At 62.8% G+C, this 26,490-nt stretch carries 29 protein-coding genes; 17 read left to right on the forward strand and 12 right to left on the reverse strand.

What is annotated here, in order from left to right; genetic code table 11:
* Positions 1-277: 277 nt before the first annotated feature.
* The 4 genes from ACSSU5_RS16565 to recX all read left to right on the forward strand — a co-directional run bounded on the left by ACSSU5_RS16565 (position 278) and on the right by recX (position 3,348).
* Entirely contained in the window at positions 278-931 is a 654-nt protein-coding gene (locus ACSSU5_RS16565; RefSeq protein ID WP_264309963.1) for a glycosyltransferase family 25 protein, read from the forward strand.
* A gap of 271 nt (positions 932-1,202) precedes the next feature.
* A complete protein-coding gene (locus tag ACSSU5_RS16570) occupies positions 1,203-1,685 on the forward strand; it encodes a CinA family protein (RefSeq protein WP_264309962.1) in 483 nt (160 codons plus the stop codon).
* Positions 1,686-1,788: 103 nt separating this feature from the next.
* Positions 1,789-2,856, forward strand: coding sequence for a recombinase RecA (gene recA, locus ACSSU5_RS16575; RefSeq protein ID WP_027595825.1), 1,068 nt, complete (start codon positions 1,789-1,791; stop codon positions 2,854-2,856).
* Between the two features lie 21 nt (positions 2,857-2,877).
* Positions 2,878-3,348, forward strand: coding sequence for a recombination regulator RecX (gene recX, locus ACSSU5_RS16580; RefSeq protein ID WP_264309961.1), 471 nt, complete (start codon positions 2,878-2,880; stop codon positions 3,346-3,348).
* A 51-nt stretch (positions 3,349-3,399) separates the two neighbouring features.
* Here the strand turns inward: recX and ACSSU5_RS16585 are convergent, their stop codons facing one another.
* Complete coding sequence (locus ACSSU5_RS16585; protein ID WP_264309960.1) at positions 3,400-4,518, reverse strand: LOG family protein; 1,119 nt, start codon at positions 4,516-4,518, stop codon at positions 3,400-3,402.
* A 304-nt stretch (positions 4,519-4,822) separates the two neighbouring features.
* Between ACSSU5_RS16585 and ACSSU5_RS16590 the strand changes: the two genes are divergently transcribed.
* The gene (locus tag ACSSU5_RS16590) at positions 4,823-5,035 is read left to right on the forward strand and encodes a hypothetical protein (protein WP_264309959.1); all 213 of its coding nucleotides are present in this window, start codon (positions 4,823-4,825) and stop codon (positions 5,033-5,035) included.
* Positions 5,036-5,044: 9 nt separating this feature from the next.
* Here ACSSU5_RS16590 and ACSSU5_RS16595 read toward each other — a convergent pair whose 3' ends face one another.
* The gene (locus tag ACSSU5_RS16595; RefSeq protein WP_264309958.1) at positions 5,045-5,464 is read right to left on the reverse strand and encodes a quorum-sensing-regulated virulence factor family protein; all 420 of its coding nucleotides are present in this window, start codon (positions 5,462-5,464) and stop codon (positions 5,045-5,047) included.
* A gap of 217 nt (positions 5,465-5,681) precedes the next feature.
* Here ACSSU5_RS16595 and ACSSU5_RS16600 point away from each other — a divergent pair, with 217 nt between their 5' ends.
* The 3 genes from ACSSU5_RS16600 to ACSSU5_RS16610 all read left to right on the forward strand — a co-directional run bounded on the left by ACSSU5_RS16600 (position 5,682) and on the right by ACSSU5_RS16610 (position 7,701).
* Positions 5,682-6,392, forward strand: a complete 711-nt coding sequence (locus ACSSU5_RS16600; RefSeq protein ID WP_492559303.1) for a tRNA-uridine aminocarboxypropyltransferase — start codon at positions 5,682-5,684, stop codon at positions 6,390-6,392.
* Between the two features lie 222 nt (positions 6,393-6,614).
* On the forward strand, positions 6,615-7,265 hold the full coding sequence (erdR, locus tag ACSSU5_RS16605; protein WP_264309956.1) for a response regulator transcription factor ErdR: 651 nt from the start codon (positions 6,615-6,617) through the stop codon (positions 7,263-7,265).
* A 73-nt stretch (positions 7,266-7,338) separates the two neighbouring features.
* A complete protein-coding gene (locus ACSSU5_RS16610; protein WP_027595832.1) occupies positions 7,339-7,701 on the forward strand; it encodes a diacylglycerol kinase in 363 nt (120 codons plus the stop codon).
* Here ACSSU5_RS16610 and finR read toward each other — a convergent pair.
* Positions 7,698-8,624 (reverse strand): LysR family transcriptional regulator FinR, encoded by a 927-nt coding sequence (gene finR / locus ACSSU5_RS16615; protein WP_264309955.1) that lies wholly within the window; start codon positions 8,622-8,624, stop codon positions 7,698-7,700. The two genes, ACSSU5_RS16610 and finR, sit on opposite strands and share 4 nt — an antisense overlap.
* A gap of 120 nt (positions 8,625-8,744) precedes the next feature.
* Here finR and fpr point away from each other — a divergent pair, with 120 nt between their 5' ends.
* Positions 8,745-9,524 carry a ferredoxin-NADP reductase gene (gene fpr / locus ACSSU5_RS16620; RefSeq protein ID WP_016501130.1) on the forward strand — a complete coding sequence of 260 codons (780 nt, stop codon included), beginning with the start codon at positions 8,745-8,747 and terminating at the stop codon, positions 9,522-9,524.
* A gap of 55 nt (positions 9,525-9,579) precedes the next feature.
* Here the strand turns inward: fpr and ACSSU5_RS16625 are convergent, their stop codons facing one another.
* Both ACSSU5_RS16625 and ACSSU5_RS16630 read right to left on the reverse strand, forming a co-directional pair.
* Positions 9,580-10,074, reverse strand: coding sequence for a SprT family zinc-dependent metalloprotease (locus ACSSU5_RS16625; RefSeq protein ID WP_264309954.1), 495 nt, complete (start codon positions 10,072-10,074; stop codon positions 9,580-9,582).
* 140 nt (positions 10,075-10,214) lie between these two features.
* On the reverse strand, positions 10,215-10,814 hold the full coding sequence (locus tag ACSSU5_RS16630; protein ID WP_264309953.1) for a Yip1 family protein: 600 nt from the start codon (positions 10,812-10,814) through the stop codon (positions 10,215-10,217).
* Positions 10,815-11,076: 262 nt separating this feature from the next.
* Here ACSSU5_RS16630 and ttcA point away from each other — a divergent pair, with 262 nt between their 5' ends.
* Both ttcA and ACSSU5_RS16640 read left to right on the forward strand, forming a co-directional pair.
* Complete coding sequence (ttcA, locus tag ACSSU5_RS16635; protein ID WP_264309952.1) at positions 11,077-11,901, forward strand: tRNA 2-thiocytidine(32) synthetase TtcA; 825 nt, start codon at positions 11,077-11,079, stop codon at positions 11,899-11,901.
* A gap of 5 nt (positions 11,902-11,906) precedes the next feature.
* Positions 11,907-12,578, forward strand: a complete 672-nt coding sequence (locus ACSSU5_RS16640) for a DNA-3-methyladenine glycosylase I (protein ID WP_264309951.1) — start codon at positions 11,907-11,909, stop codon at positions 12,576-12,578.
* 123 nt (positions 12,579-12,701) lie between these two features.
* Here ACSSU5_RS16640 and ACSSU5_RS16645 read toward each other — a convergent pair whose 3' ends face one another.
* Genes ACSSU5_RS16645 through arsC form a run of 3 tightly spaced genes read right to left on the reverse strand, consistent with a single transcriptional unit; the run spans position 12,702 to position 14,063 of the window.
* Complete coding sequence (locus ACSSU5_RS16645; protein ID WP_264309950.1) at positions 12,702-13,115, reverse strand: DUF2069 domain-containing protein; 414 nt, start codon at positions 13,113-13,115, stop codon at positions 12,702-12,704.
* Entirely contained in the window at positions 13,108-13,713 is a 606-nt protein-coding gene (wrbA, locus tag ACSSU5_RS16650; protein WP_264309949.1) for an NAD(P)H:quinone oxidoreductase, read from the reverse strand. Before wrbA ends, ACSSU5_RS16645 begins: the two co-directional genes overlap by 8 nt.
* On the reverse strand, positions 13,710-14,063 hold the full coding sequence (gene arsC, locus ACSSU5_RS16655; protein ID WP_492559304.1) for an arsenate reductase (glutaredoxin): 354 nt from the start codon (positions 14,061-14,063) through the stop codon (positions 13,710-13,712). The genes wrbA and arsC overlap by 4 nt, the downstream gene beginning before the upstream one ends.
* Positions 14,064-14,148: 85 nt before the next feature.
* On the opposite strand from arsC, the gene ACSSU5_RS16660 reads away from it, so the two are divergent.
* A complete protein-coding gene (locus ACSSU5_RS16660; protein WP_264309947.1) occupies positions 14,149-14,613 on the forward strand; it encodes a TlpA disulfide reductase family protein in 465 nt (154 codons plus the stop codon).
* Between the two features lie 96 nt (positions 14,614-14,709).
* Here the strand turns inward: ACSSU5_RS16660 and ACSSU5_RS16665 are convergent, their stop codons facing one another.
* Genes ACSSU5_RS16665 through ACSSU5_RS16680 form a run of 4 tightly spaced genes read right to left on the reverse strand, consistent with a single transcriptional unit; the run spans position 14,710 to position 19,373 of the window.
* On the reverse strand, positions 14,710-15,114 hold the full coding sequence (locus ACSSU5_RS16665; RefSeq protein WP_264309946.1) for an META domain-containing protein: 405 nt from the start codon (positions 15,112-15,114) through the stop codon (positions 14,710-14,712).
* Entirely contained in the window at positions 15,111-15,548 is a 438-nt protein-coding gene (locus tag ACSSU5_RS16670) for a hypothetical protein (protein WP_264309945.1), read from the reverse strand. The genes ACSSU5_RS16665 and ACSSU5_RS16670 overlap by 4 nt, the downstream gene beginning before the upstream one ends.
* 31 nt (positions 15,549-15,579) lie before the next feature.
* Entirely contained in the window at positions 15,580-16,569 is a 990-nt protein-coding gene (locus ACSSU5_RS16675) for a 2-hydroxyacid dehydrogenase (protein WP_264309944.1), read from the reverse strand.
* A gap of 47 nt (positions 16,570-16,616) precedes the next feature.
* Positions 16,617-19,373, reverse strand: coding sequence for a response regulator (locus ACSSU5_RS16680; RefSeq protein WP_264309943.1), 2,757 nt, complete (start codon positions 19,371-19,373; stop codon positions 16,617-16,619).
* Between the two features lie 217 nt (positions 19,374-19,590).
* Between ACSSU5_RS16680 and ACSSU5_RS16685 the strand changes: the two genes are divergently transcribed.
* The 5 genes from ACSSU5_RS16685 to relA all read left to right on the forward strand — a co-directional run bounded on the left by ACSSU5_RS16685 (position 19,591) and on the right by relA (position 26,391).
* The gene (locus tag ACSSU5_RS16685; RefSeq protein WP_264309942.1) at positions 19,591-20,307 is read left to right on the forward strand and encodes a response regulator transcription factor; all 717 of its coding nucleotides are present in this window, start codon (positions 19,591-19,593) and stop codon (positions 20,305-20,307) included.
* Positions 20,308-20,310: 3 nt separating this feature from the next.
* Positions 20,311-21,708, forward strand: a complete 1,398-nt coding sequence (locus ACSSU5_RS16690; protein ID WP_492559305.1) for a histidine kinase sensor domain-containing protein — start codon at positions 20,311-20,313, stop codon at positions 21,706-21,708.
* An 87-nt stretch (positions 21,709-21,795) separates the two neighbouring features.
* The gene (cysM, locus tag ACSSU5_RS16695; protein ID WP_264313967.1) at positions 21,796-22,695 is read left to right on the forward strand and encodes a cysteine synthase CysM; all 900 of its coding nucleotides are present in this window, start codon (positions 21,796-21,798) and stop codon (positions 22,693-22,695) included.
* The gene (gene rlmD / locus ACSSU5_RS16700; protein ID WP_492559306.1) at positions 22,696-24,054 is read left to right on the forward strand and encodes a 23S rRNA (uracil(1939)-C(5))-methyltransferase RlmD; all 1,359 of its coding nucleotides are present in this window, start codon (positions 22,696-22,698) and stop codon (positions 24,052-24,054) included.
* Between the two features lie 96 nt (positions 24,055-24,150).
* A complete protein-coding gene (gene relA, locus ACSSU5_RS16705) occupies positions 24,151-26,391 on the forward strand; it encodes a GTP diphosphokinase (protein ID WP_264309939.1) in 2,241 nt (746 codons plus the stop codon).
* Positions 26,392-26,490: the final 99 nt, after the last annotated feature.

Raw genomic sequence — 26,490 nt, forward strand, 5'->3', positions numbered from 1 at the left:
TAGGTCTCAACATTGTGGGGCAAACTTAGGGCGTTCTGTGTTGCGTTCCTGACGCCGAGACCCACCTGATTTTTCAAGCTGGGTAGGTTACCACGCCTGCGGACCACGCAGTACCTGTCCGTCACAAGGGCCGGGCCAGGTAGGCTGGATTGGTTAGAGGCGGATTGACACTACCTCGTCCCTATGGACAATTGCGTACTTTTGACCTCATGGCAGCTCTCACCTGTGGTGATGCGTAGCCCAGTAAATATGTATTGCAATCAGGCTGATTAGTGCAGTGAGCGGAATTCGTTTTGATGTAGATGCCGTGTATTGCATTTCGCTCGACACGCGAAATGACAGGCGCAAGCTGTTCACGGAAACCATTGGCCGACAGCTCGACAATGAAGTCGTCTTCCATGTCGTCGAGAAAGACAGTGACCCGAAACGCGGTTGCTACGAGTCGCACCAGCAGCTAGCGCGCCATGCGCTGGACAATGGTCTGGGTAGGATCCTCATTTTCGAGGACGATGCAAAGGCCTATGAATTAAAGGCTTCGCGGGTCCGCTGGATCAATCGTTTCATGCAGTCTCGACGCTTTGAGGCCTTGCACCTGGGCTATTCCATGGGGCGCACCTGGCTCACCTGGTTCCCATTCGTCGCTCGCGGCCGGGTGGTGGCATTGCACGCCTACGTGCTGTCGCGCGAAGGTTGCCGGATCCTGGCCCAGACGCCCTACGACGGTACACCCGTGGACGTGATGTTCAAGCACAGGATTCGCCAGCATTGCGCGTTCCCCATGATGTTCAGGCAACATGCAGCGGCTGTGACGGGCAGTGACCTCGAACAGGTGGTTTGCAATGAGGACGAGTGGTGGGAGCGCAATTGGGCCAAGCACTGCCGCTCGCCGCTGAAAAACATCTGGCGTACCCTGCTGCGCCTGAACTTCTGAGCCGACGTTGTATCCATGACCAGTGACCGCGCTCGCCCCTTTGTTAAGCCTTCTTTACTAAAGCGTATGGTGTGTCGGCTTTTCAGGCACAAGCCTGTGGCGCTTGAGCGTATTTTCACCGGGGAGATCGTTGTCTCGCGAAACGCCTGCAGCCGCTGTGGGCGAGCCCTGCGCGATACTGCCGAATATCAGTGAGGGTAGGGGGTACCGGTGAGGGTGCCGGGTGGTGAGCTCGGGTGGTAGGGTGTAGCCAGTCTTCAAGGAGCCTGACATGGACCCGATCACCACGCTTTCCGCCCGCCTGGGCGAACACCTGCGCGGCCTCAATGCCCAGGTGACCACCGCTGAGTCCTGCACGGGCGGTGGTATCGCTGAAGCCATCACCCGCATCCCCGGCAGTTCGGCCTGGTTCGAGGCCGGGTACGTGACGTATTCCAATGCCCAGAAGACCCGCCAACTGGGGGTGCCCGAGGCACTGTTCGGCGAGGTGGGTGCGGTCAGCCAGGAAGTGGTCGAAGCCATGGCCCGGGGCGCCCAGGCCGCCAGCGGCGCACGGTTTGCCGTGGCGGTGAGTGGCGTGGCCGGGCCGGATGGCGGCTCGCCGGCCAAGCCGGTGGGCACCGTATGGCTGGCCTGGGCCGATGGCAGCCGCGTCATCAGCGAGCGCCGCCAGTTCGCTGGCGACCGTGATGCAGTGCGCCGACAAACGGTGATCGCCGCGTTAGACGGCTTGTTACAGCTTGGTGCCGAGTAAATCGACGACAGGGGTTTGCTCGCGCGCTTCGCTGTGGAATAATACTGGCTACTTATACAGGTATTCCGGCCATCAGGGCCAAGTCGAACACGTGAGGATTTCAATGGACGACAACAAGAAGCGCGCCTTGGCTGCGGCCCTGGGTCAAATCGAACGCCAATTCGGCAAGGGCGCGGTCATGCGCATGGGCGACCATGAGCGCACAGGCATCCCGGCGATCTCCACCGGTTCCCTGGGCCTGGACATCGCCCTCGGCATCGGCGGCCTGCCAAAAGGCCGTATCGTCGAAATCTACGGCCCGGAGTCCTCGGGTAAAACTACCCTGACCCTGTCGGTCATCGCCGAAGCCCAGAAAAATGGCGCCACGTGCGCCTTCGTCGACGCCGAGCACGCCCTCGATCCGGAATACGCCGGCAAGCTGGGCGTCAACGTCGACGACCTGCTGGTTTCGCAGCCAGATACCGGTGAACAGGCCCTGGAAATCACCGACATGCTGGTGCGTTCCAACGCGGTTGACGTGATTATCGTCGACTCCGTGGCAGCACTGGTGCCCAAGGCCGAGATCGAAGGCGAGATGGGTGACATGCACGTGGGCCTGCAGGCTCGTCTGATGTCGCAAGCGCTGCGCAAGATCACCGGTAACATCAAGAACGCCAACTGCCTGGTCATCTTCATCAACCAGATCCGCATGAAGATCGGCGTGATGTTCGGCAGCCCGGAAACCACCACCGGTGGTAACGCCCTGAAGTTCTACGCCTCTGTGCGCCTGGACATCCGCCGTACCGGCGCGGTCAAGGAAGGCGACGAAGTGGTCGGCAGCGAAACCCGCGTCAAGATCGTCAAGAACAAGGTCTCGCCTCCGTTCCGTCAGGCCGAGTTCCAGATTCTCTACGGCAAGGGTATCTACCGTAACGGCGAAATCATCGACCTGGGTGTTTCTCAGGGGCTGGTGGAGAAGTCCGGTGCCTGGTACGCCTACCAGGGCAACAAGATCGGCCAGGGCAAAGCCAACGCCGCCAAGTACCTGGCTGAGAACCCGGCCATTGGTGCCGAGATCGAGAAGCAGATCCGCGAGAAGCTGCTCAAGGCCGGTGCTGCCGCCGAAGCGGGCAAGGCTGCCGCAGCTGAGGCCAGTGCCGACGACGTGGCTGATGCCGACGCCGGTTATTGATCACTGTTTTAGATAGCGACTATGTCCGCCGTACTCGACACCCCCGTCGCCATTCGGCGGACAGCCATGGACCTGCTCGCGCGACGTGAGCATGGTCGCGTCGAGCTGACGCGCAAGTTGCGTCAGCGCGGCGCTTCGGATGAGTTGATTGAGCCCGAGCTCGATCGGCTCGCCGAAGAAGGGTTGCTCAGCGAAGCCCGCTACCTTGAAAGCTTTATCAGGTACCGCTCCAATTCCGGCTATGGCCCTGCGCGTATACGCGAGGAACTTGGCCAGCGTGGCCTGGATCGTGGCGATATCGATCAGGCGTTGCGTGAAAGCGGTGTGGATTGGGCGCAGCGGCTGAGGGATGTGTGGCAGCGCAAGTTTGCCGGGCAACGCCCCGCTGACCCCCGCAGCCGTGCCCAACAGACCCGATTCCTTGCCTACCGTGGGTTCTCCATGGAAATGATCGGCCGCCTGCTCAGTGGTCGAGATCTCGACGACTATTGAAACCGTGCGCGCCTACGCGGCCGCGTTATGCACGCACAGTGGTGGTTCATCTCAACTGACCTTCAACGCCTCCCTGGCCCGCTGGGTGGTGTGCATGGGCTGAGGCTTGGCCCAGTTCTCCGGCAGGTTGATAAAGTCCACCAGTTCGCGCAGGCGGCCCTGGTCACGGCCGTTGAAGGCAAACGACAGCCGGGTCAGATGGCTGAAATTACCTACCTCGTGCTCCGCGCCGCTGTCGGCATGCTGGTGGTATTTGCCACTTAGGCGCAAATCGGCGAAGCCTTCCTGAATGTCGTAGAGCGCAGCATCGCTGAGGGGGTGATGCATGCGGATCACGAACTGGTTCTTCAGCCAGCGGCTGGAGTGGTAGTTGCTGTAGAACTGGTTGATTTCCGCCACGGCTTCATCGGCGCTGTGCACCAGGCGCAGCAGCTTGAGGTCGCTGGGCAGGATGTAGCGGTTCTCTTCGAGCTGACGGCCGATGAAGTCCAGGCAGTCGCGCCAGAAGCTGCCACCGGGGGAGTCGAGCAATACCACCGGCACCAATGGGCTCTTGCCGGTCTGGATCAGGGTGAGCACTTCGAGCGCTTCATCCAGCGTGCCGAAGCCACCAGGGCAGAGCACCAGCCCATCGGCCTCCTTGACGAAAAACAGTTTGCGAATGAAGAAAAAGTGGAAAGGCAGGAGTTTGTCAGTGCCGTCCACCGTGGGGTTGGCATGCTGTTCAAACGGCAGGGTGATGTTGAAGCCCAGGCTGTGATCGCTACCGGCCCCTTCATGCGCTGCAGCCATGATGCCGCCACCTGCGCCTGTGATGACCATCAGGTCGGAGCGTGCCAGGGTGGCGCCCAGCTCACGGGCGAGGGCGTACATCGGGTGTTCCAATGGCGTTCGGGCCGAGCCGAACACCGTCACCTTGCGACGGCCCTTGTAGCGCTCCAGGGTGCGGAACGAGTGGTCCAGCTCGCGCAGGGCCTGCAGGGTGATCTTGGCGCTCCAGCGGTCCGTGTCGTCGTGGGCCATGCGCAGGATGGTTAGCATCATGTCGCGGTACAGGGGTAGGTTGGGGCTGTTCGGTGCAACAAGTTGCAGCTGTTGGTCGATCTTGCTCAGGTCGATGTTGTTGTCCCTGAAGTGATTGAACAACAGCTCATTGGGTTGGTAAGGCATTCAACGTCTCCTTCTGCAGCAAAACCTCTGACCGGGTCGATGGTATGTCCCGGCCGCGACGCTGCGTGCGTCGCTGGCTGCTGATGCTCGAGTATGCAGTTCGAGCGTTGCAGTAGGCCTTCAAGGCCATGGTGCAGTGGCAATCAATCCATCTCGTCGATTCGGGTGTGCTCGATATCAATCTAGACCCTCGCGCCAGATCGTGCCGCAGTCATTGCTGCAGCCGCTGGTCGGCGCGCAGCCAATAGCGCTGAGGGTTTGATTAACTGGGAGAGCGAAACGTATCGATGCAGGAGGTGGCGGTATGCATCGCTTGATCATCGAGGTGGACCGGCAGCTCTATCAACTGCTGGAAAATGCGGCGCAGGTGCATCACCTGAGCCTTGAGGCAGAGTGCCGTCGCAGGCTTTCGGGGCTGGAGTGCCAGTCGCGCTACCTGCAGGCGCTACTGGCAGAGTTGCGCGCTGATGCCGAGGAAGAGCAGTGGCGCGCCCCTGATGACGAACGGGTCGTCTAGATCATTTGCTTACTTTTTCTTGTTACCGGCGACACAGCTGGCGGCGTCGAATGCCTGGTCCATCACCGGCCGATTGGTCTTGTACTCTGTGAAGCGATAGACCATGACAGCGCCTTTGGACATCAGGTTGCGGTAACCGTTGTTACGGCAAACGCTGGCGCCCAACTGGTCGCGGACCTGTTCGGGGTTGGCCTGCATGCGCTCAGCATGGCTTTGGCGCACGCTGAGGTGGTTGACCAGTGCCTTGCCCTCGACGGTGTAACCCTGGTCGAGGATGTCTTCGTTGATGGCGCGGGGCGTGCCGACGCTGCTCTCTTTGGCGACCTTCTGCAGCATCCTGTTCAGATCGTAATCCTGCTTGGACGCCGCCTGGGCCGCCAGGGGCAGGGTGAGCAGAAGGCTCAGGGTCGGGACGATAAGACGCAGCATGTATCTCTCCTGGTTCAATGACTGGCGGTTTGACATGCGCCGGCAGGTGACGTTCCCTGAGTGCAGCTTCACGGTGGCTCAGGTTCGCCAAAGTGTCGATTATACGGGGCCGGCCGGCCCCGCTGCACGGCAAATGACGCCCGCTCTGGTAGACTTGCGTTTTGTGTTTCCGAGCCGTCGCAGTGTCCATCTCCAATCTGTTCAAAGGCCTGCCAGCATGAGCCACGCGGTAGCGCGCTTACGCGCCGAACGCCTGGCCCGCAGCAACAAGCCGTTCATTGCCCGTGGTTCACGGGCCGTCCGTTGCCCGCAATGCCGGGTCATCGCCAGCCATTGCCTGTGTGCCTGGAGGCCCCGCGTGCCGGCAGAGTCGGGTGTGTGCCTGTTGATGCACGACACCGAGCCGCTCAAGCCGACCAACACCGGCTGGCTGATTGCCGACCTGGTCGAGGATACCTCGGCCTTTGGCTGGCAGCGCACAGCGGTGGACGACAACCTGCTGGCGCTGCTTGAACAACCCCAGTGGCAGCCCTACATCGTTTTCCCTGGCGAGTTCGTCGCCCAGGAGCGGGTGGTCAACCAGGTAGAACGCGAGCCAGGCAAGCGCCCGTTGTTCATCCTGCTCGACGCCACCTGGACCGAGGCGCGCAAGATGTTCCGCAAGAGCCCCTACCTGGACCGCTTCCCGGTGTTGAGCCTGGAGGCCGAGCAGATGTCGCGCTACCGCCTGCGCCGTTCCAAGCGTGACGACCACTTCTGCACAGCGGAAGTGGCGGCCATGTGCCTGGAGTTGGCCGGCGACCAGCGCGCCTCCCAGGCCCTGGATGCCTACCTGGATGTATTCAGCCTGCACTACCTGAGCGCCAAGCGGCATTTGCCGCTGGATGAGCAGGACGCTGCGCATCAGCGTTTGCATACCTTCCTATAGTCCAAGGGGCAGTTGCGCGGGATTGGTTCATAATGACGGGGCTGGCAGCCAGGGTGGGCGAGGACGGCAGGGCAATTGGCTTGACCACCCCGACCGTGCTCGGCATCCTTGGCGCCGATTCGGGCACGCCGAAGGTGCCGTTACCCCGGCTTCGCCGTGCCTTTCCGCCAAGCGCCCTTACTACCTCGCACGCGCCTGGCACAGAACAGGATCCTTAGATCGATGGCCACTTACGAAATCCTGATTGCCGATGACCACCCGCTGTTTCGTGGCGCCCTGCGCCAGGCTGTTACCCTGGGCCTTGGCGCCGATGTGCGCCTGGTTGAGGTCGCGAGCATTGCCGAGCTGGAAACCCGTCTGAGCGAAAAAGCCGACTGGGATCTGGTCCTGCTGGACCTGAACATGCCGGGCGCCTACGGGTTCTCCGGGTTGGTCCTGCTGCGTGGGCAATACCCGCAGATCCCCGTGGTGATGGTATCGGCGCAGGAAGAGGCAGCAGTCGTGGTCAAGTCCCGCGAGTTTGGTGCCAGTGGTTTCATCCCCAAGTCCAGCCCGCTGGAAGTGATTCAGGACGCCGTGCGCAAGGTGCTGGACGGCGAGGTCTGGTGGCCACCGCAAGCGTTCGAGAAAGTCGATGTTTCGGCCGAAGCCAAGGCTGCCAGCGAAGGGCTGGCCAGCCTCACACCGCAGCAGTTCCGGGTGCTGACCATGGTCTGTGAAGGCTTGTTGAACAAGCAGATCGCCTATGAGCTGAGTGTCTCGGAGGCCACCATCAAGGCCCACGTGACGGCGATCTTCCGCAAGCTGGGCGTGCGTACGCGTACCCAGGCAGCCTTGCTGCTGCAACAACTTGAATCGGTAGCCAGCAACTAACTACCTGCTTCTTCACGCTTTTTTGACCCACGCTGGATTAGTCTGCCGGCCTTTCTTCGGTGAAGTGACGCACATGTCGCCATTCAAAGGCCAGACCGGCCTCAAACGCATCTTCAACGCCGCCGGCTACTCGCTGGACGGCTTGCGCGCCGCCTTCAAGGGCGAGGCCGCGTTCCGTCAACTGGTGCTGCTCAACGTGCTGCTGATCCCGACTGCCTTCTGGCTGCCGGTCAGCCGCGCGGAGCGGGCGATCATGATTGCGGTGTGTCTGCTGGGCTTGATCGTCGAGTTGTTCAACTCGGCGGTGGAAGCCGCCATCGACCGTATTTCGCTGGAACGCCACCCCTTGTCGAAAAACGCCAAGGACATGGGCAGCGCCGCGCAACTGGTGGCGCTGACCATGGTTGCGCTGGTCTGGGGCGTGATTCTGCTCTAGGCGATTGCCGGCAGCACGATTTCATCACTGCGGGTGAAGCCTGCGGTGAAGTTGCGGCATAGCTCAAGAAACTCGCGCATGGCCGAGGTTTGGTATTTCTGTTTGTGCCAGATGAAGTAGAACTGGCGCATCAAATCCAGCTCCGGGGTTTCGACCGGTACCAGGCTGCCACGGCGGAAGGCATCGCGCAGGGCCAGGCGCGAGATGCAGCCGATGCCCAGGCCCGACTCCACCGCCCGCTTGATCGCCTCGGTGTGTTCGAGCTCCAGGCGGATGTTGAGGTTGGCGCGATGATGACGCATGGCCTGGTCAAAGGTCAGGCGCGTGCCGGAGCCTTGCTCGCGAAGAATCCAGGCTTCCTGGGACAATGTCTGAATGTCTGCGTGGCCCAGCGTGGCCAGTGGGTGCTGTGGCGCGCAGAACACGACCAGTTCGTCCTCGACCCAGGGCTGAACCTCCAGGTCTGGGTGGTTGCAATCGCCTTCGATCAGACCCAGATCAATTTCGTAGTGAGCGACTTGTTGCACAATGTGCGCCGTGTTCTGCACGTGCAGCTTGACCTGGCTTTCCGGGTGTACCTGCATGAAGCTGCCGATCAGCAGGGTCGCCAGGTAGTTGCCAATGGTCAGCGTGGCGCCGACCGCCAGCGAGCCGAAGGCCGACTTGCCATTGAGCAGGTCTTCGATTTCCTTGGCCTGGTCGAGCAAGGCGACAGCCTGTGGCAGCAGTTGATGGCCCAGGGCGTTGAGGCTCAGGCGCTTGCCGGCGCGATCGAACAGCTGGCAGCTGGATTGGCGCTCAAGCTCGGTGATGGAAGTGCTGGCAGCCGACTGCGACAGCGACAGCAGGCCGGCGGCCCGAGAGACGCTTTGATGCTGGGCCACGGCGACGAAGACCTGGAGCTGACGAAGTGTGAATCGCATATCTATATAACCGATAACACATATCTTGATAATTCAGTTAACAGATATTGTCGCTGCCCCTAAACTATCGCGCAACTGCGCGTTTTGCGCGCGCTGCGTCTTTCTTCAGGAGCCCCATCGATGAGCAACATGAACCACGAACGTGTCCTCAGTGTGCACCACTGGAACGACACCCTGTTCAGCTTCAAGTGCACCCGGGATCCGGGCCTGCGCTTCGAGAACGGTCAGTTCGTGATGATCGGCCTGCAGCAGGAAAGCGGCCGCCCGCTCATGCGCGCCTATTCCATCGCCTCGCCGAACTGGGAAGAGCACCTGGAATTCTTCAGCATCAAGGTGCCGGACGGCCCGCTGACTTCCCAGTTGCAGCACCTGAAGGAAGGCGACGAGATCATCATCAGCAAGAAGCCTACCGGCACCCTGGTGCTCGATGACCTGAACCCGGGCAAGCACCTGTACCTGCTGAGCACTGGCACTGGCCTGGCGCCCTTCATGAGCGTCATCCAGGACCCGGAAACCTACGAGCGCTTCGAGAAAGTGATCCTGGTTCACGGCGTGCGTTATGTGAACGAAGTGGCTTACCGCGAGTTCATCACCGAGCACCTGCCGCAGAACGAGTTCTTCGGTGAGTCGGTACGCGACAAGCTGATCTACTACCCGACCGTGACGCGCGAGCCGTTCGAGAACCAGGGCCGCCTGACCGACCTGATGCGCAGCGGCAAGCTGTTCAGCGACATCGGCCTGCCACCGATCAACCCGCAGGACGACCGCGCGATGATCTGCGGCAGCCCAAGCATGCTGGACGAGACCAGCGAAGTGCTCGACAGCTTCGGCCTGAAAGTCTCCGCCCGCATGCGCGAGCCGGGTGACTACCTGATCGAGCGCGCCTTCGTCGAGAAATAAGGCGCAGGCTGCTACGAGAAAGGCGACCCTTGGGTCGCCTTTCTAATGCCTGGGATCACTCAACGCGCGTCTCACCGCTGTATTCCAGAATCGCCCGGCACCGCCTGCACAGGTAGCGCCGCCCCTGGCGCACCAGCTTGTGCCGCTGCGCGGTAAACGCAAAGTCACTTTGCGGGCAGGGGCAGCGATAGATGTAGCGCGTCACCACCCGCCGTTGCACTTCGTAGTTGTGGCAGCGATTGGGTGGCAATTCGTACACACCCCGCATGATCAATTGCCATTCCTCGCCATGGGCCTGGATGCGCTCGCCAAACAGCTGGTGAGCCACCAGGTGCGCCACCTCGTGGGCCACGGTCTGGCGCAGGAAGTCTTCCTGGTTTTCGCGGTACAGCTGCAGGTTGAAGCGCAGCAGGTTCTCGTGCAGGTGAGCGACGCCGGCCTTTTGGCCGCGCAGCTTGAAGCTGACTTCCGGGCGCGGGAAGGGGCGTTTGAAGAAGGTTTCGGCTTGCTGGTAACAGGTTTCGACGCGTTGTCTGAGCAGCTCGGGCATGGCGGGGTAATTCTCCTGACCCGGCATTATGCCGCAAGCCTTGGCGGCTTGCCGAGCCACCGGTCAGCGCACAGCCAGAGGCCGCCTTGCGGCGGCCTCTGGTTGATGCCCCTGTGTTGGTAGGATCTCGTTGGACTGCTCTAGTTGGTGTAAACGGGCCCCACGCCCAGTCCCCAGATGATCACGGTTGCGGCCATGATCGCCACCAGTACCACAAGGCCCACTGCCAGCACCGAGCTGGAAAACAGGAAGCCTTCATCGGGTGGAATGTTCATGAACGTCGGCAAGCCGACATACAACAGGTACACCGTGTAGCAGATCGCTGCAGTGCCGATCAGCATGCCCAGCCACAGGTGCGGGTAAAGCGCCGCCAGGCCGCCGAGGAACAGCGGGGTGGCGGTGTAGGTGGCAAAGGCAATGCATTGCGCCATGGAGGGGTTGGCGTCGTAGGTGCGTGCCATCCAGTGGATGAACGCGCCCATCACCGCCACCCCGGCGAGCATCGCCAGGTAAGACATGATGCTCATCCAGATTGCGCTTTCCATGGTCAGCATCACCGCTGGCCGGTCGCCAATCACCCAGCCGACCTGGGTCGTACCGATAAATGCGGAAACGGCAGGGATCGCCGCCAGGATCAAGGTGTGCGTCAGGTACATGTGGCTGATGGATTCTTCTTCGCCACGAATTTCCCGCCATTCCTGATCGGGATGGGTAAACAGCCCCACAACGTGATGAATCATGCCGATCACTCCTCTCAATGTTGCCAAACGCCCCCCAGATGGAGCGCAAGCGGCCCGAGGCCCGAACCTTGATGCAAGCGGTAATGTGGCCTTATGTCGCAGTATAGGAAGCCGTTACCTGCACAAACGGCGCTTTTTAGAGCAAATTGCGCTGTCAGGCGTACTGTTGATTACCTTGAAGTCTTTATCGGAATGCCTACAGCGCCGCGCGGTTTGTGCGTAAAATAGCCGGCTTTTGTCACACCTCGCGGATCCAAGCGCTATGGGCACCCTCTCGGTCAACCAGAACAAACTGCAAAAACGCCTGCGTCGTCTCGCCGGCGAAGCCATCACCGACTACAACATGATCGAGGATGGCGACAAGGTCATGGTCTGCCTGTCTGGCGGCAAGGACAGCTACACCATGCTCGACGTTCTGTTGCACCTGCAGAAGGTGGCACCGATCCAGTTCGAGATCGTGGCGGTGAACATGGACCAGAAGCAGCCCGGCTTCCCCGAGCACGTGCTGCCGGCCTACCTCAAAGAGCTGGGCGTCGAGTATCACATCGTCGAGAAAGACACCTACTCGGTGGTCAAGGAGCTGGTGCCCGAGGGCAAGACCACCTGCTCGCTGTGCTCGCGCCTGCGCCGTGGCACCCTGTACACCTTCGCCGACGAAATCGGCGCGACCAAGATGGCCCTAGGGCACCACCGCGACGATATCGTCGAGACGTTCTTCCTCAACATGTTCTTCAACGGCTCGCTCAAGGGCATGCCGCCCAAGCTGCGTGCCGACGATGGCCGTAACGTGGTGATTCGCCCGCTGGCCTATTGCAGCGAGAAGGACATCCAGGCTTATTCGGACATGCGCGAATTCCCGATCATTCCGTGCAACCTGTGCGGCTCGCAGGAGAACCTGCAGCGCCAGGTGGTCAAGGACATGCTGGTGGAGTGGGAGCGCAAGCACCCGGGCCGTACCGAGAGCATTTTCCGCGCGCTGCAGAATGTCGCGCCGTCGCAGTTGGCAGACCGCAATCTGTTTGACTTCACCAGCCTGAAGATCGACGAAAACGCCACCCCGCGTTTCCTCGACGTGCTGAACATCTGACCCCCATGCGCGATTACCAGTGGCTGCATGAGTACTGCCTGAACCGCTTCGGCTCGGCGCAGGCCCTTGAGGCCTTTCTGCCGCAGCCGCGCACGCCTGCGCAACTGCGCGACATCAGCGATGATCGCTACCTGTCGACCCTGGCCTTGCGCGTGTTCCGCGCAGGGCTCAAGCACAGCCTGGTGGATGCCAAGTGGCCGGCGTTCGAGCAGGTGTTCTTCGGTTTCGACCCCGAGAAGGTGGTGCTGATGGGGGCCGAGCACCTGGAGCGGTTGATGCAGGACGAGCGCATCATCCGCCACCTGGGCAAACTCAAGAGCGTGCCGCGCAATGCGCAGATGGTGCTGGATGTGGCGAAGGAGAAGGGCAGTTTCGGCGCGTTCATCGCCGACTGGCCGGTGACCGATATCGTCGGCTTGTGGAAGTACCTGGCCAAGCATGGCAACCAGTTGGGTGGGCTGTCGGCGCCGCGGTTCTTGCGCATGGTCGGCAAGGATACGTTTATCCCGACCGACGACATGGCGGCTGCGTTGATTGCGCAGAAAGTGATCGACAAGCAGCCAACCAGTCAGCGTGACCTGGCGTTGGTGCAGCAGGCGTTCAACCAGTGGCATGCCGAGAGTGGGCGGCCGTTGTGCCAGTTGTCGGTGATGCTGGCGCATACCGTCAACCATTGAGATTGGCGCTGTTGCATTCGCGGGGCAAGCCCGCTCCCACAGGTATGTCACCGATCTAAGGTGCCTTGCAATACCTGTGGGAGCGGGCTTGCCCCGCGAAAGGGCTGCAATGCAGCCCCGCATTCAACTACCTTCGCCCGCCATGCGCCGCTCATGCTGGAACTTCCAGCGCACAAACAGCAGCCCGCTGACGAACAACCCCAGGCTCACCAGCACTTCAACCCAGCCAAACACCGCCCGTGCCGGGTCGAATGCCGCCAACACCCCCTTGATGAAATAGATATTCACCACAAAGCAGGTCCAGGCATGTGCCCGGGCACTGCCTGTCAGCATGCCCGGCAGCAGCAACAGCAGCGGTACCAGCTCGATCGCCAGAATCACTTCGACCCGCGCTCCGTGCAGGTTGGCGAACCACAGGTTGTTCGCCACCAGCAGTGCGATCAGGCCAAAAAAGCACGCCAGGCTCAACGCCCGCGTCAGGCGCAGGCGGGGTGTCAGCCATTCCAGCGGCGGCAACACCTTCGGCTTTTTAGCCACGCGCGGCCTCCAGGGCCTTGGCGGTGCTCGCCAGGCGTTGGCCGAGTGCACGGCACAGGGTGATTTCGTGCGGGTCGAGCTCGCGCTTGCCGTCGGCACCGGCATGGTGGCTGGCGCCATAGGGTGTGCCGCCGCCGCGCGTTTCGAGCAAGGCCGATTCGCTGTAGGGCAGGCCCATCACCAGCATGCCGTGGTGCATCAGCGGCAGCATCATCGACAGCAGGGTGGTTTCCTGGCCGCCATGCAGGCTGGCGGTGGAGGTGAATACCCCGGCCGGCTTGCCCACCAGCTCTCCGCCCAGCCACAGGCTGCTGGTGCCGTCGAGGAAGTATTTCAACGGCGCGGCCATGTTGCCGAAGCGGGTCGGGCTGCCCAGCACCAGGCCGGCACAATGGCGCAGGTCGTCAAGGGTGGCGTACAGGGCGCCGCTGGCCGGGATATCCGGGGCCACGGCTTCGCATTCGGTGGAAATCGCCGGCACGGTGCGCAGGCGTGCTTCCATGCCGGCCATCTCGATGCCACGGGCAATGTGCCGGGCCATCTCGCTGGTGGCGCCATGGCGGCTGTAATACAACACCAGGATGAAGGGCTGGCTCACGGCAGAATCTCCAGCACTTTCTCGGGTGGGCGCCCGATCACGGCTTTATCGCCAGCCACCAGGATCGGACGTTCGATCAGCTTGGGGTGTTGGGCCATGGCTTCGATCAGTTGTGCGTCGGTCAGGGCCGGGTCGGCCAGGTTCAGGTCTTTGTATTCGTCTTCACCGGTGCGCAGCAGCTGGCGCGGGGCGAGCCCCAGCTTGCCAAGCAGCGCCGCCAGGGTGGCGGTGTCCGGAGGGGTTTCGAGGTAGCGCACGATGGTGGGTGCCAGGCCGCGTGCCTCGAGCAGTTCCAGCGCGCCGCGGGATTTCGAGCAGCGCGGGTTATGATAGAGCGTCAGGTCAGTCATGTCGGGTCGCATCCAGCTGGTTGTGGCGGCTATTCTAACCGCAGCGACTGAACCATTTGCTTGAAACTTCGAGAAGGATTGACCCATGGCAAGGCGTCTGGCAGCAGTACTGGCCATCACCGCGAGCCTTTTGCTCGGTGGTTGCGGTGCCGATTACGGCGTGGACCAACACGGCAATACAGTAAAGGCCGAACAGATCGAAGGGCACTGGCTGGTGCTCAACTACTGGGCAGAATGGTGCGGGCCGTGCCGTACCGAAATCCCTGAACTGAACGCGGCGGCCAAGCAATGGGCGGCCGAGGGTATCAAGGTGGTTGGGGTGAACTTCGATGGCTTGCAAGGCGCGGACCTCAAGCAGGCATCCGAGACCTTGGGCATCGGGTTTACCGTGCTGGCGCAGGACCCGGCCGAGCGCTATGAGCTGCCGCGCAGCGAGGCGCTGCCGGTGACCTACATCATCGATGACAAGGGCAAGGTGCGTGAGCAGTTGATGGGCGAGCAGACGCTGGAAGGGCTACAGGCCAAGATCAAGGCCCTGAAGGGCGCTTGATGTAACAGGAGGCCCTTTCGCGGGTAAGCCCGCTTCCACAGAATCACCGCAGCATCGAATACTGCGGGATTCCTGTGGGAGCGGGCTGCGCAGTCCTCAGCCTTCCTCGGGCCAGAACCGCAACGGCTTGCCCTCGGCCGGCCAGAAGCGCATCTGCTCCACCGGCGACACATCCCAGCGCTGCACCGTCTCCAGTGCCTGCAAGAAGCGTTTTTCCTGCTCCATCAATGCCGGTGCGCACAGCTTGCGGGTCTTGCCGACCTTGCCGAAGCTCAGTTGCTCGCCCTCCAGCGTATACGGGGCAAACCAGTGGTTGCAGCCGCCATTGCCATAAGCGCGGCCATCGCTGGCCAAGGTCAAGGTGAGGTGGCTGTAGTCAATCAGCGGGCGTTCGCCAATCCACTCCAGCACATAACTGCGCTCCTGCTGCAGCTTCGACGGTTGCGCGGCGCAGCCGAGCAGGCCGGTGGCAATCAGCACGCCGGTCAGCAGATTTTTCACGCAGCGCTCTCCTGGCAACGCGGGCACAGGTGCTTCTCGCCACGGCTGGCCCAGCCCAGTTCAGCGATACGTGCGCTGGCCGCCGGCTGACGGGCTTTCTTGCCCAGTTTGGCGTCCACCGCGAATTCGAAATCCAGCACCGCGTCGCACTGGTCGCATTCGACCTGCCAGGTGAGGATCTCCAGTTCGTTGAATACCGGGCCGCTAGCCACGGCGACCCATTGGCCGCGTGGGTTGATCAGGTGTCGCACGCTTTCCACGGCCAAGCGCATGGACAAATCCTTGCTGCCCTTCAGGGTTACCAGCAGGGTATCGCCCTTGTGCATCGAACCGCCGTTGCCGGTCACCTGATAGCGGCCGGGTACCAGGGCGCGGCACTCGATCAGGGTGTGTTGCGGGTTGAATAGGGTGTAGCGGAAATCGTGCTCGACCATGGGTCCTCCAGAAATGCCGCGTATCCTAGCATTAACCCAATACCAGATTCTGTGGATTGCCTGCCATCCAGCGGTTGATGTTGTCCAGCGTGGTGGTGGCGATGGCGTCCAGGGCTTCGCGGGTTAGAAAGGCCTGGTGGGCGGTGATGATCACGTTGGGGAAGGTCAGCAGCCGGGCCAGCACATCGTCTTGCAGTGGCAGGTCTGAGCGGTCTTCAAAAAACAGTTGCGCTTCTTCTTCGTAAACATCCAGACCCAGGTAGCCGAGCTGCCCGCTCTTGAGTGCGTCGATCAGTGCCGGGGTGTCGACCAGGGCGCCACGGCCAGTGTTGATCAGCATCGCCCCAGGTTGCAGTTGGGCGAGGCTCTGCGCGTTGATCAGGTGCCGGGTATGCTCGGTCAGCGGGCAATGCAGGCTGATGATGCGCGCCTCGCGCAGCAGCTCGGGCAGGGGCAGGTAGCGGGCGCCGAGGGCCAGCAGTTCCGGGTTGGGGTAGGGGTCGTAGGCCAGCAACTGGCAGCCGAAGCCGGCCATGATGCGGGCGAAGGCAGCGCCGATCTGGCCGGTGCCGACCACGCCCACGGTCTTGCCGTGCAGGTCGAAGCCGGTCAGGCCATGCAGGGTGAAATCGCCTTCGCGGGTGCGGTTGTAGGCCCGGTGCAGGCGCCGGTTGAGGGCGAGGATCAGTGCCACGGCGTGCTCGGCCACGGCGTGTGGCGAATAGGCCGGTACCCGCACCACGGCCAGGCCCAGGCGTTGGGCGGCGTTGAGGTCGACATGGTTATAGCCTGCCGAACGCAGGGCGATCAGGCGTGTGCCGCCTGCGGCCAGGCGCGTCAGCACCTGGGCGTCGAGCTCATCGTTGATGAAGGCGCAGACGACCTCGTAGCCACTGGCAAGGGGCGCGGTGTCCTGGGTAAGCCGCGCCGGCTGGAAGTGCAGTTCCAGCGCGTTGCCGGCGGCGGCCTGGGTGAAGCTTTCCTGGTCGTAGTGCTGGCTGCTGAACAACAGGGCGCGCATGGTCGGGCTTCCTTTGCGAGGGTCTGGGGATTGTAGTCGGGGGCCTGTCAGGCGTTGATGTGCGCCTGTGATGCGAGCCGGCTGATCGCGCCGTCCAGCTCATCCAGTGCCTGCTGCGCATGCGGATGCTCCTGTTTGAGCAAGGTCTCGCTACGCTGGCACGCTGCCCGCAGTTGCGGCACGCCGCAGTAGCGTGAGGCACCGTTGAGGCGGTGTACCTGTTCGATCAGCGTGGTGCTATCGCCTGCCGCGCGCGCGGTGCGTATCGCCTCGCGGTCGGATTCAAGCGACGCCAACAGCATGGCCAGCATGTCGGCAGCCAGGTCGGGCTTGCCGGCGGCCAGGCGCAAGCCTTCCTCGGGGTCGAGTACCTTGAGTTCGTCGCCGTTGGCCAGTTGCTCCGACAGGCGCTCCTGCTGTGGCATGCCAAGGCTCAGGCCGGTCCACTTCATCACCACCTGGGCCAACTGCCGCTCGCTGATCGGTTTGGTCAGGTAGTCGTCCATGCCGGCATGCAGCAGGGCGCGTTTTTCATTGGCCATGGCATGGGCGGTGAGGGCGACGATCGGCAGCGGGCTGCCGCTCTGGGCGCTTTCCCACAGGCGAATCTGCTCGGTGCAGGCGCGGCCGTCCATGCCTGGCATCTGCACATCCATCAGCACCAGGTCGAAAGGCTCGTCCTGCACCGCTTGTACCGCTGCATGGCCGTTGTCGACGGCCAGCACCTCGGCACCGAGGTCTTCGAGCAGGGTCTGTACCAGCAGCAGGTTGGCCGCATTGTCATCGACGCACAGAATCTTGGGCTGGCGCTGGCCGCTCTGGGTGTTCGGCTCGCCCAGCGGGCGACGCGGCTGGACCAGCTCCAGCAACAGCCGGCGCAACTTGCGCGTACAGGTCGGTTTGGACAGTAACTGGCCATGCCCATTGGGCAGGTACGGGTGGTACAGCGCCTGCTCGGTGGTCGGGCACAGCACCACGCATTGGCATTGGTAGCGCTCCAGTTGCTGGTGGTACTCGCCGAGCTGCTCTGGGGTCAGGTTGCCCAGGTTGGCGCCGAGCACTGCGAAGTCGAACGGGTGGCCGACCTGGTGGGCGGCCTGCACGGCATGCAGCAACTGATCGAAAGAAGCGAACAGGCTGACGCTCAGGCCGCAGTCTTCAAGCTGGTGCTCCAGCGCCTGGCGCGCCAGTTCATGGCTGTCGACGATGGCGGCGCGGCGCCCCAGCAGCGGTTGCAGCGGCAGCTCCTCGGCATCGTCGTGCGCCTTGGGCAGGTTGAGGCTGATCCAGAACTGCGAGCCTTCGCCCGGCGTGCTGTCGACGCCAATCTCACCGCCCATCTGCTCGATCAGGCGCTTGGAAATCACCAGGCCCAGGCCGGTGCCGCCGGGCTGGCGCGCCAGCGAGTTGTCGGCCTGGCTGAACGCCTGGAACAGCGTGCGCACATCCTGCGGTGACAGGCCGATACCGGTGTCCTGCACGCTGATGCGAAGCTGCGCGCTGTCTTCGTGTTCGTCCTCAAGCATGGCACGCACGACGATGGTGCCTTCGCGGGTGAACTTGATGGCGTTGCTCACCAGGTTGGTGAGGATCTGCTTGAGCCGCAGCGGGTCGCCGACCAGCGAGGACGGGGTGTCACGGTAGATCAGGCTGAGCAGTTCGAGCTGCTTGGCGTGCGCGGCAGGCGCGAGGATGGTCAGGGTGTCCTGGACCAGGTCGCGCAGGTTGAACGGAATGCTGTCGAGCACCAGCTTGCCGGCCTCGATCTTGGAGAAATCGAGGATCTCGTTGATGATCCCCAGCAGGTTGTCGGCGGACTTCTCGATGGTGCTCAGGTAGTCCAGCTGGCGCGGCGTCAGCTCGCTTTTCTGCAGCAGGTGGGTGAAGCCGAGGATGCCGTTGAGCGGGGTGCGGATCTCGTGGCTCATGTTGGCCAGGAACTCGGACTTGATCCGGCTGGCCTCCAGGGCTTCCTTGCGGGCCATGTCCAGCTCGATGTTCTGGATCTCGATGGTCTCCAGGTTCTGGCGCACGTCCTCGGTAGCCTGGTCGATGCTGTGCTGCAGTTCTTCGTGGGCGCTGTGCAGGGTCTCGGCCATGCGGTTGATGCCGCGGCCCAGTTCGTCCAGTTCATGGCTGCCCATGGCCGGCAGGCGTTCGTCCAGGTGGCCGTCCTTGAGCTGATTGACCGCATGCTTGATGCGTTTAATCGGGTCATTGATGGCGCGGCTCATGCGCAGTGCAAGCAGGCCACTGAGGGCCAGGCAGGCGAGAATCAGCAGCAGGCTGGTGAACAGGTTACGGTAGCCGCGCAGCAGAGTGCCGTCATGCGACAGTTCGATTTCGACCCAGCCCAGCAGGCGCTCGGCCTCGGCCGGCACGGCGTCGGTGGCCAGGTCGCGGTGGTGGCCGAAGACCGGCATCAGGTAGCGGGTGGCATCATTGCCGGAGCGTTGCAACAGTTGCGTGCCGGTGCCGCCGCTTGGCGGCTGGTTGAGCATGCTGGGGCCGGCATGGGCCAGGCGCGTGCGGTCCGGGGCAAGAAAGGCGACGGCGCGCACATCTGTCTGCTCCAGAGTCTGCGCGGCAATCCGTTCCAGCTGTGCGGGGGCCAACTTGGCCATGGCAGGCGCGGCCAGTGGCGCCAACTGCTCGGCGATCATTTTGCCCCGTTGCAGTAACTGGGTACGCAAATCGCTTTGCTGCAACCAGGTGAAATAACTGCCCAGTACCAGCGCCATCAGGCCGGCAGGCAGCAGGGCCAGTAGCAGGACCCGGCTTCTGATTCCCAAACGATCGAGCACACTTGCCTCCTGTCATGTGCCTGGACGCCGTCAACCGCGTGACGGACCAAGCCGGAAAGTTACTCCGCCTGCTCGGCTATTGCACCCATTTGTCAGTCTTTTCGTGGCCTTGTCGTGGCCTTGTCGTGGCCTTGTCGAGGCATTGGTCGCAGGGCGGTTGCTTAGAGCGGAGCGGATGCTCAATAATTGCGCAATTGAGAATGCATGGCAGTTGCCAATGAATCCCGTAGCTATTCACACCTCCACTATCCTCGCCATCGAGGATGACCCGGTACTGGGCGCTTATCTGTACGAAGAGCTGCAGCGTGGCGGCTTCCAGGTGACCTGGTGCCGCAATGGGCTTGAAGGCCTGGAAACGGCCGGCCGTCAGGCATTCGATGTGGTGCTCATGGACATTCTGCTACCAGGGCTCAATGGCCTGGATGCACTGGCCCAGCTACGCCAGCGCAGTGCCACACCGGTGATCCTGATGTCGGCGCTGGGCGCCGAGGCCGACCGCATCAGCGGTTTTCAGCGCGGCGCCGACGACTACCTGCCCAAGCCCTTCAGCATGGCCGAACTGCAGGTGCGCATCGAGGCTATCCTGCGGCGCGTGGCCCTGGAACGGCGTCATCAGCCGCAGCAGGACGCCGCTGCCGGGGAGTTGCAGTTCGACGAAGGGCTCAGCGATGTCAGGCTCGAGGGGCGGCTGGCAGGCCTTACGCCCAGCGAATATCGCTTGCTCGAGATCCTCAACCGCAACCTGGAGGAGGTGCTGAGCAAGCCCTTCCTTTATCAGCAGGTTTTGCAGCGTGGTTACTCGCGCCATGATCGCAGCCTGGACATGCACGTCAGCCAGATCCGCCGCAAGCTCAAGGGCATCGGCTACCAGGAGCGGCAGATCCGCACGGTCTGGGGCAAGGGCTACGTGCTCAGCGCCAGCGAGATAGAGTAAGCCATGCTCGACCGTCATTCGCTGTTCTGGAAGCTGGCCATCCTGCTGGTGGGCTTCTGCCTGCTGATGATCGGCCTGAGCTACACCTGGGGCCGGCACATGGAAACCCAGAACGCCTTTCTTTCCGAGCCGGCGCGCCAGTTGCTGCGCGGTTACGCGGCTGAGGCCGAGCAGGCCTGGCGCAGCGACGGGCAAGTGGGGCTGGACCGCTGGGTGCAGGCCATGCATCAGCGCGAGCGCGGTTGGGTGGGGGTGCTGGACAGCAACTTGCGCCCGCTCGATAGCGCCACCCTGCACCCCGACATCATGCGGCGTCTGACGCGCCTGCGCGGTGTCGACTGGCCCATGAGCCGACGTAGCGTCGACCAGCCTTGGGTGCGTATCCCATTCCCGGGGGCGCCAGAGCAGGGCATGCTGGTGATCGAGCTGCCCGAGCGCCTCAACCCAGGGCAATACCGCGTGCTGTGGCGGGTGGTGACCAACGGCATCATCCCCGGCCTGTTCACCTTGCTGTTGTGCGTGGGCCTGTACCGCATGTTGATCGTGCCGCTCAACCAGTTGCGTGAGCAGGCCAATGCCTGGCGCGCCGACCAGCTGTCGGCCCGCCTCGATTCGCGCACCATTGCTCGGCATGACGAACTTGGTGAGCTGGCCCGCGCGTTCGACCAGATGGCCGAGCGGTTGCAGGGTACGGTGGCCATGCAACAGCAGATGTTGCGCGACCTGTCCCACGAAATGCGCACGCCGCTGAGCCGGCTGCGCGTGGCCTGCGATGGCGAAACTGACTTGCAGTGCCTGCGCGAACGCCTGGCGCGTGAGGTGGATTGCATGCAGCAGTTGGTCGAGGGCACCTTGCAGTTGGCCTGGCAGGACGCCGAGCGCGCGCCGATGAACCTTGAGCCCATCCAGGTTCAGGCGTTATGGGACCTGCTCGCCGAGGACGCCAGTTACGAAAGCGGCTGGTCACCCGAGCGCCTGCGCTGCGAACTGCCCGCCAGTTGTTGGGTGCAGGGCAACCTCAATCACCTGGCCCAAGCGCTGGAGAACATGCTGCGCAATGCCATCCGTCACTCGCCGGCCAACGGGCTGGTGCGGCTCGGCGGGCAGCGTGAGGGCAACCATTGGTGGCTATGGTTGGAAGATGAAGGCGGTGGCGTGGCAGAAGAGGACCTGGAGCGGATCTTCGCGCCGTTCTCGCGGCTGGACGGTTCGCGGCCGGGGGATGGTGGTTTCGGGCTGGGCTTGAGCATTGCGCGCAGCGCTATCCAACGCCAGGGCGGGACGCTGTGGGCGGAGAATGGCAAGCGTGGGCTGCGCTTGTGGATGCGCCTGCCGGTGCATGAGCCCGCGGCGCGCGAACAGGGCGGCAATGAGCTGAAATCGGCCACTTATAGCTTGTAGCTATATGCACCACAGATTGCGTGATATGGCCGGGAAAGGATTGCCGGTATGATAGGCGCCCCTGCCGTCCGGATTGTGAAATACGCCATGACCTTGCAGTACCCAACCATCGCCGATTGCGTCGGCAATACGCCCCTGGTTCGCCTGCAGCGCATTGCCGGAGACACCAGCAACACGCTCTTGCTCAAGCTCGAAGGCAACAATCCCGCCGGTTCGGTCAAGGACCGCCCGGCGCTGTCGATGATCACCCGCGCCGAACTGCGCGGCCAGATCAAGCCCGGTGACACGTTGATCGAGGCGACCTCCGGCAACACCGGCATTGCCTTGGCGATGGCGGCAGCGATCAAAGGTTACAAAATGATCCTGATCATGCCGGACAACGCCACCGCCGAACGCAAGTCCGCCATGACGGCCTACGGCGCCGAGTTGATCCTGGTGACCAAGGAAGAAGGCATGGAAGGTGCCCGTGACCTGGCCGAGAAGCTGCAGGCCGAGGGCCGCGGTCTGGTGCTCGACCAGTTCGCCAATGGCGACAACCCGATCGCCCATTACAACAGCACAGGCCCGGAGATCTGGCAGCAGACCCAGGGCACCATCACCCATTTCGTCAGCTCCATGGGGACCACCGGCACCATCATGGGCTGCTCGCAGTACCTCAAAGAGCAGAACCCAGCGGTGCAGATCGTCGGCCTGCAGCCGATGGAAGGCTCGGCCATTCCGGGCATCCGCCGCTGGCCGGAGGAATACCTGCCGAAAATCTTCGACGCCAGCCGCGTGGATCGCGTGGTCGACATGTCGCAGCAGGAAGCCGAAGACATCACCCGCCGCCTTGCCCGCGAAGAGGGCATTTTCTGTGGCGTGTCTTCCGGTGGTGCGGTTGCGGCGATGCTGCGCCTGTCCCAAGAGGTGGAAAACGCGGTAATGGTCGCAATCATCTGCGACCGTGGTGACCGATACCTGTCCACTGGCCTGTTTGATCCGAGCTAAATGTCCAAAAAGAAAAGCAACAGCGGCCTGCGCTTCCAGCCAGCCGGTGGCAACCGTAGCCCCCAGGTTCCCGTGGGCAAGAAACAGCGCCTGGATATCGAGCGCCTGGCCGGTGACGGCCGTGGCATCGCCTTCCATGAAGGGCGTACCTGGTTCGTCAGCGGCGCGTTGGCCGGTGAAGCGGTCGAGGCCCGCGTGCTCAATGCCCGTGGCAAGGTGGTGGAGGCGCGCCTGGAGCGCGTCCTGCAGGCCAGCCCCGAGCGGCGCGAGGCACCGTGCCGGCACTATGCCCGTTGTGGTGGCTGCAACCTGCAGCATGTGCCCCACGAAGGGCAGCTGGCGCTCAAGCAGCGCACCCTGGCCGAACAGCTGCAACGGGTCGCGGGGATACAGCCCGAAGAGTGGGCCGCGCCCCTGAGTGGGCCGGAATTCGGCTATCGGCGCCGGGCACGGGTAGCCGTGCGCTGGGACATCAAGGCACGTCAGCTGGAGGTCGGCTTCCGTGCCGAAGCCAGCCAAGACATCATTGCCATCGACGATTGCGCGGTGCTGGTACAGCCCTTGCAGTCGATTCTGCGTCACTTGCCAACTGCGCTGCGTGCGTTAAGCAAGCCGCAGGTGATTGGCCATGTGGAGCTGTTCAGCGGTACCGCCGATGCCGTGCTGGTGCGCCATGTCGCGCCGCTGCCGGCCGATGATCTGGCCCGCCTGCAGGCATTTTGCGACGAGGCCAAGGCGCAGCTCTGGTTGCAGGGCGAAGGCGAGCCTGCGCCGGTGGATTCGGCCGCGAAACTGGGCTTTGCCTTGGAGCCCTGGCAGTTGGAGCTGGCCTGGCGCCCTGGCGACTTCGTGCAGGTCAACGCCCAGGTCAACACGGCGATGATCGAGCAGGCCCTGGCCTGGCTCGCACCGCAGGCCGACGAGCGTGTGCTGGACCTGTTCTGCGGCCTGGGCAACTTTGCCCTGCCGCTGGCGCGCCAGGCACGTGAAGTGGTGGCGGTGGAAGGCGTGCAGGCCATGGTCGATCGGGCTGCGGCCAATGCCCGAAACAACAATGTGCATAACGCACGGTTTTTTCAGGCCGATTTATCGCAGCCTTTGGCAGGTGCCGAATGGGCCGCCGAAGGCTTTTCTGCGGTACTCTTGGATCCACCGCGCGACGGTGCTTACGAGGTGGTGCAAGACATCGCCCGCCTCAAGGCCAGGCGGCTGGTCTACGTATCGTGCAACCCGGCCACGCTGGCGCGAGACGCCCAGGTGCTGGTCGGTCAGGGGTACCGGTTAAAAAGGGCCGGGATTCTCGACATGTTTCCTCAGACGGCGCATGTCGAGGCCATGGCGTTATTCGAAGCGGGCTAGCAGACTGGCCCGTTGGTGCGGCTGCCAAGGAATGGCGGCCACACGGTGGAAGCCTGCGCACCCGCGTGGTGCGCTGTATGGAAAGGTAAAACAAAGATGGTACAGGTGAGAGTGCACCAGCCGGTCAACACCGACGGCAGTATCAATCTCGAAGCATGGCTGGATCATGTGGTAAGCGTCGATTCGGCACTGAATCGCGCGGAGCTCAAAGAGGCCTGCGAGTTCGCTCACGAAGTCGAGAAAAAGGGTAATCCTGCCAAGCATTCCTGGGCCGACGGTACGTCCAGCTTCCAGGCGGGCCTGGAGATCGCCGAAATTCTCGCCGACCTCAAGCTCGACCAGGATTCGCTGGTAGCGGCCGTCATCTACCGCTCGGTACGTGAAGGCAAGGTGACCTTGGCCGAAGTCAGTCAGCGCTTTGGGCCGGTGGTGTCCAAGCTGATCGACGGCGTGCTGCGCATGGCGGCGATCAGCGCCAGCCTCAGCCCGCGCCAGTCGTTGGTGCTGGGCTCCCAGGCGCAGGTCGAGAACCTGCGCAAGATGCTCGTGGCCATGGTCGACGACGTGCGTGTGGCACTCATCAAGCTGGCCGAGCGTACCTGCGCGATCCGTGCGGTGAAGTCTGCCGACGACGAGAAACGCCTGCGTGTCGCGCGCGAGGTGTTCGACATTTATGCCCCACTGGCGCATCGCCTGGGCATCGGTCACATCAAGTGGGAGCTGGAAGACCTGTCTTTCCGCTACCTTGAGCCCGATCAGTACAAGCAGATCGCCAAGCTCCTGCACGAGCGCCGGCTGGACCGCGAGCGCTTTATCAGCGACGTGATGAACCAGCTGCAGAACGAGCTGCTGGCGACCGGCGTCAACGCTGACATCAGCGGCCGGGCGAAACACATCTATTCGATCTGGCGCAAGATGCAGCGCAAAGGCCTGGAATTCAGCCAGATCTACGACGTGCGTGCGGTTCGCGTGCTGGTGCCGGAAGTGCGCGACTGCTACACCGCGCTGGGTATCGTCCACACCCTCTGGCGGCACATCCCCAAAGAGTTCGACGATTACATCGCCAACCCCAAGGAAAACGGCTACCGCTCGCTGCACACGGCGGTGATCGGCCCCGAGGGCAAGGTGCTGGAAGTGCAGATTCGCACCCACGGCATGCACGAGGAAGCCGAGCTTGGCGTTTGCGCCCACTGGCGTTACAAGGGCACCGACGTCAAGCCCAGCTCCAATCACTATGAAGAGAAGATCTCCTGGCTGCGCCAGGTGCTCGAATGGCACGAGGAACTGGGCGACATCGGCGGCCTGGCCGAACAGCTGCGGGTCGATATCGAGCCGGACCGGGTGTACATCTTCACCCCCGACGGCCACGCCATCGACCTGCCCAAGGGTGCCACGCCGCTGGACTTCGCCTACCGCGTGCACACCGAGATCGGCCACAACTGCCGTGGCGCCAAGATCAACGGGCGCATCGTGCCGCTCAACTACAGCCTGCAGACCGGCGAGCAGGTGGAGATCATCACCAGCAAGCACGGTAGCCCGAGCCGTGACTGGCTGAACTCCAACCTGGGCTACGTCACCACCTCGCGGGCACGGGCCAAGATCGTCCACTGGTTCAAGCTGCAGGCACGTGACCAGAACGTCGCCGCCGGCAAGACCTTGCTCGAACGTGAACTCAGCCGCCTGGGCCTGCCACAGGTGGACTTCGAGCGCCTGGCCGAGAAGACCAACGTCAAGACCGCCGAGGACATGTTCGCCTCGCTTGGCGCGGGTGATCTGCGCCTGGCCCATCTGGTCAACGCCGCTCAGCAGTTGCTCGAACCCGAGCGTATCGAGCAGATCGAGCTGGTGTCACGCAAGCCCACGGGGCCGCGTACCGGCAAGCGCGGCGATATCCAGATCCAAGGTGTCGGCAACCTGCTGACGCAGATGGCGGGTTGCTGCCAGCCGCTGCCGGGCGATGCCATCGTCGGCTACATCACCCAGGGCCGTGGTGTGAGCATCCACCGTCAGGACTGCGCTTCGGTGCTGCAACTGTCAGGCAAAGAGCCAGAGCGGATGATCCAGGTCAGTTGGGGGCCGATCCCGGTGCAGACCTACCCGGTCGACATCGTCATCCGTGCCTACGACCGCCCAGGCTTGTTGCGTGACGTGTCGCAGGTGCTGCTCAACGAGAAGATCAACGTGCTGGCGGTCAACACCCGCTCGAACAAGGAAGACAACACTGCGTTGATGTCGCTGACCATCGAGATTCCTGGCCTGGATGCGCTTGGGCGCTTGCTGGGGCGGATTTCGCAGTTGCCCAACATCATCGAGACGCGGCGTAACCGTACCCCTTGAGCGCGAGGTGGCTGCTTCGCGGGCAAGACCGCTCCCCCAGGTTGAGTGCAAACCTCAAGATAAGCACTGTGCCTGTGGGAGCGGGCTTGCCCGCGAAGG

It is taken from the genome of Pseudomonas sp. E1MeOHC2, assembly GCF_058745025.1.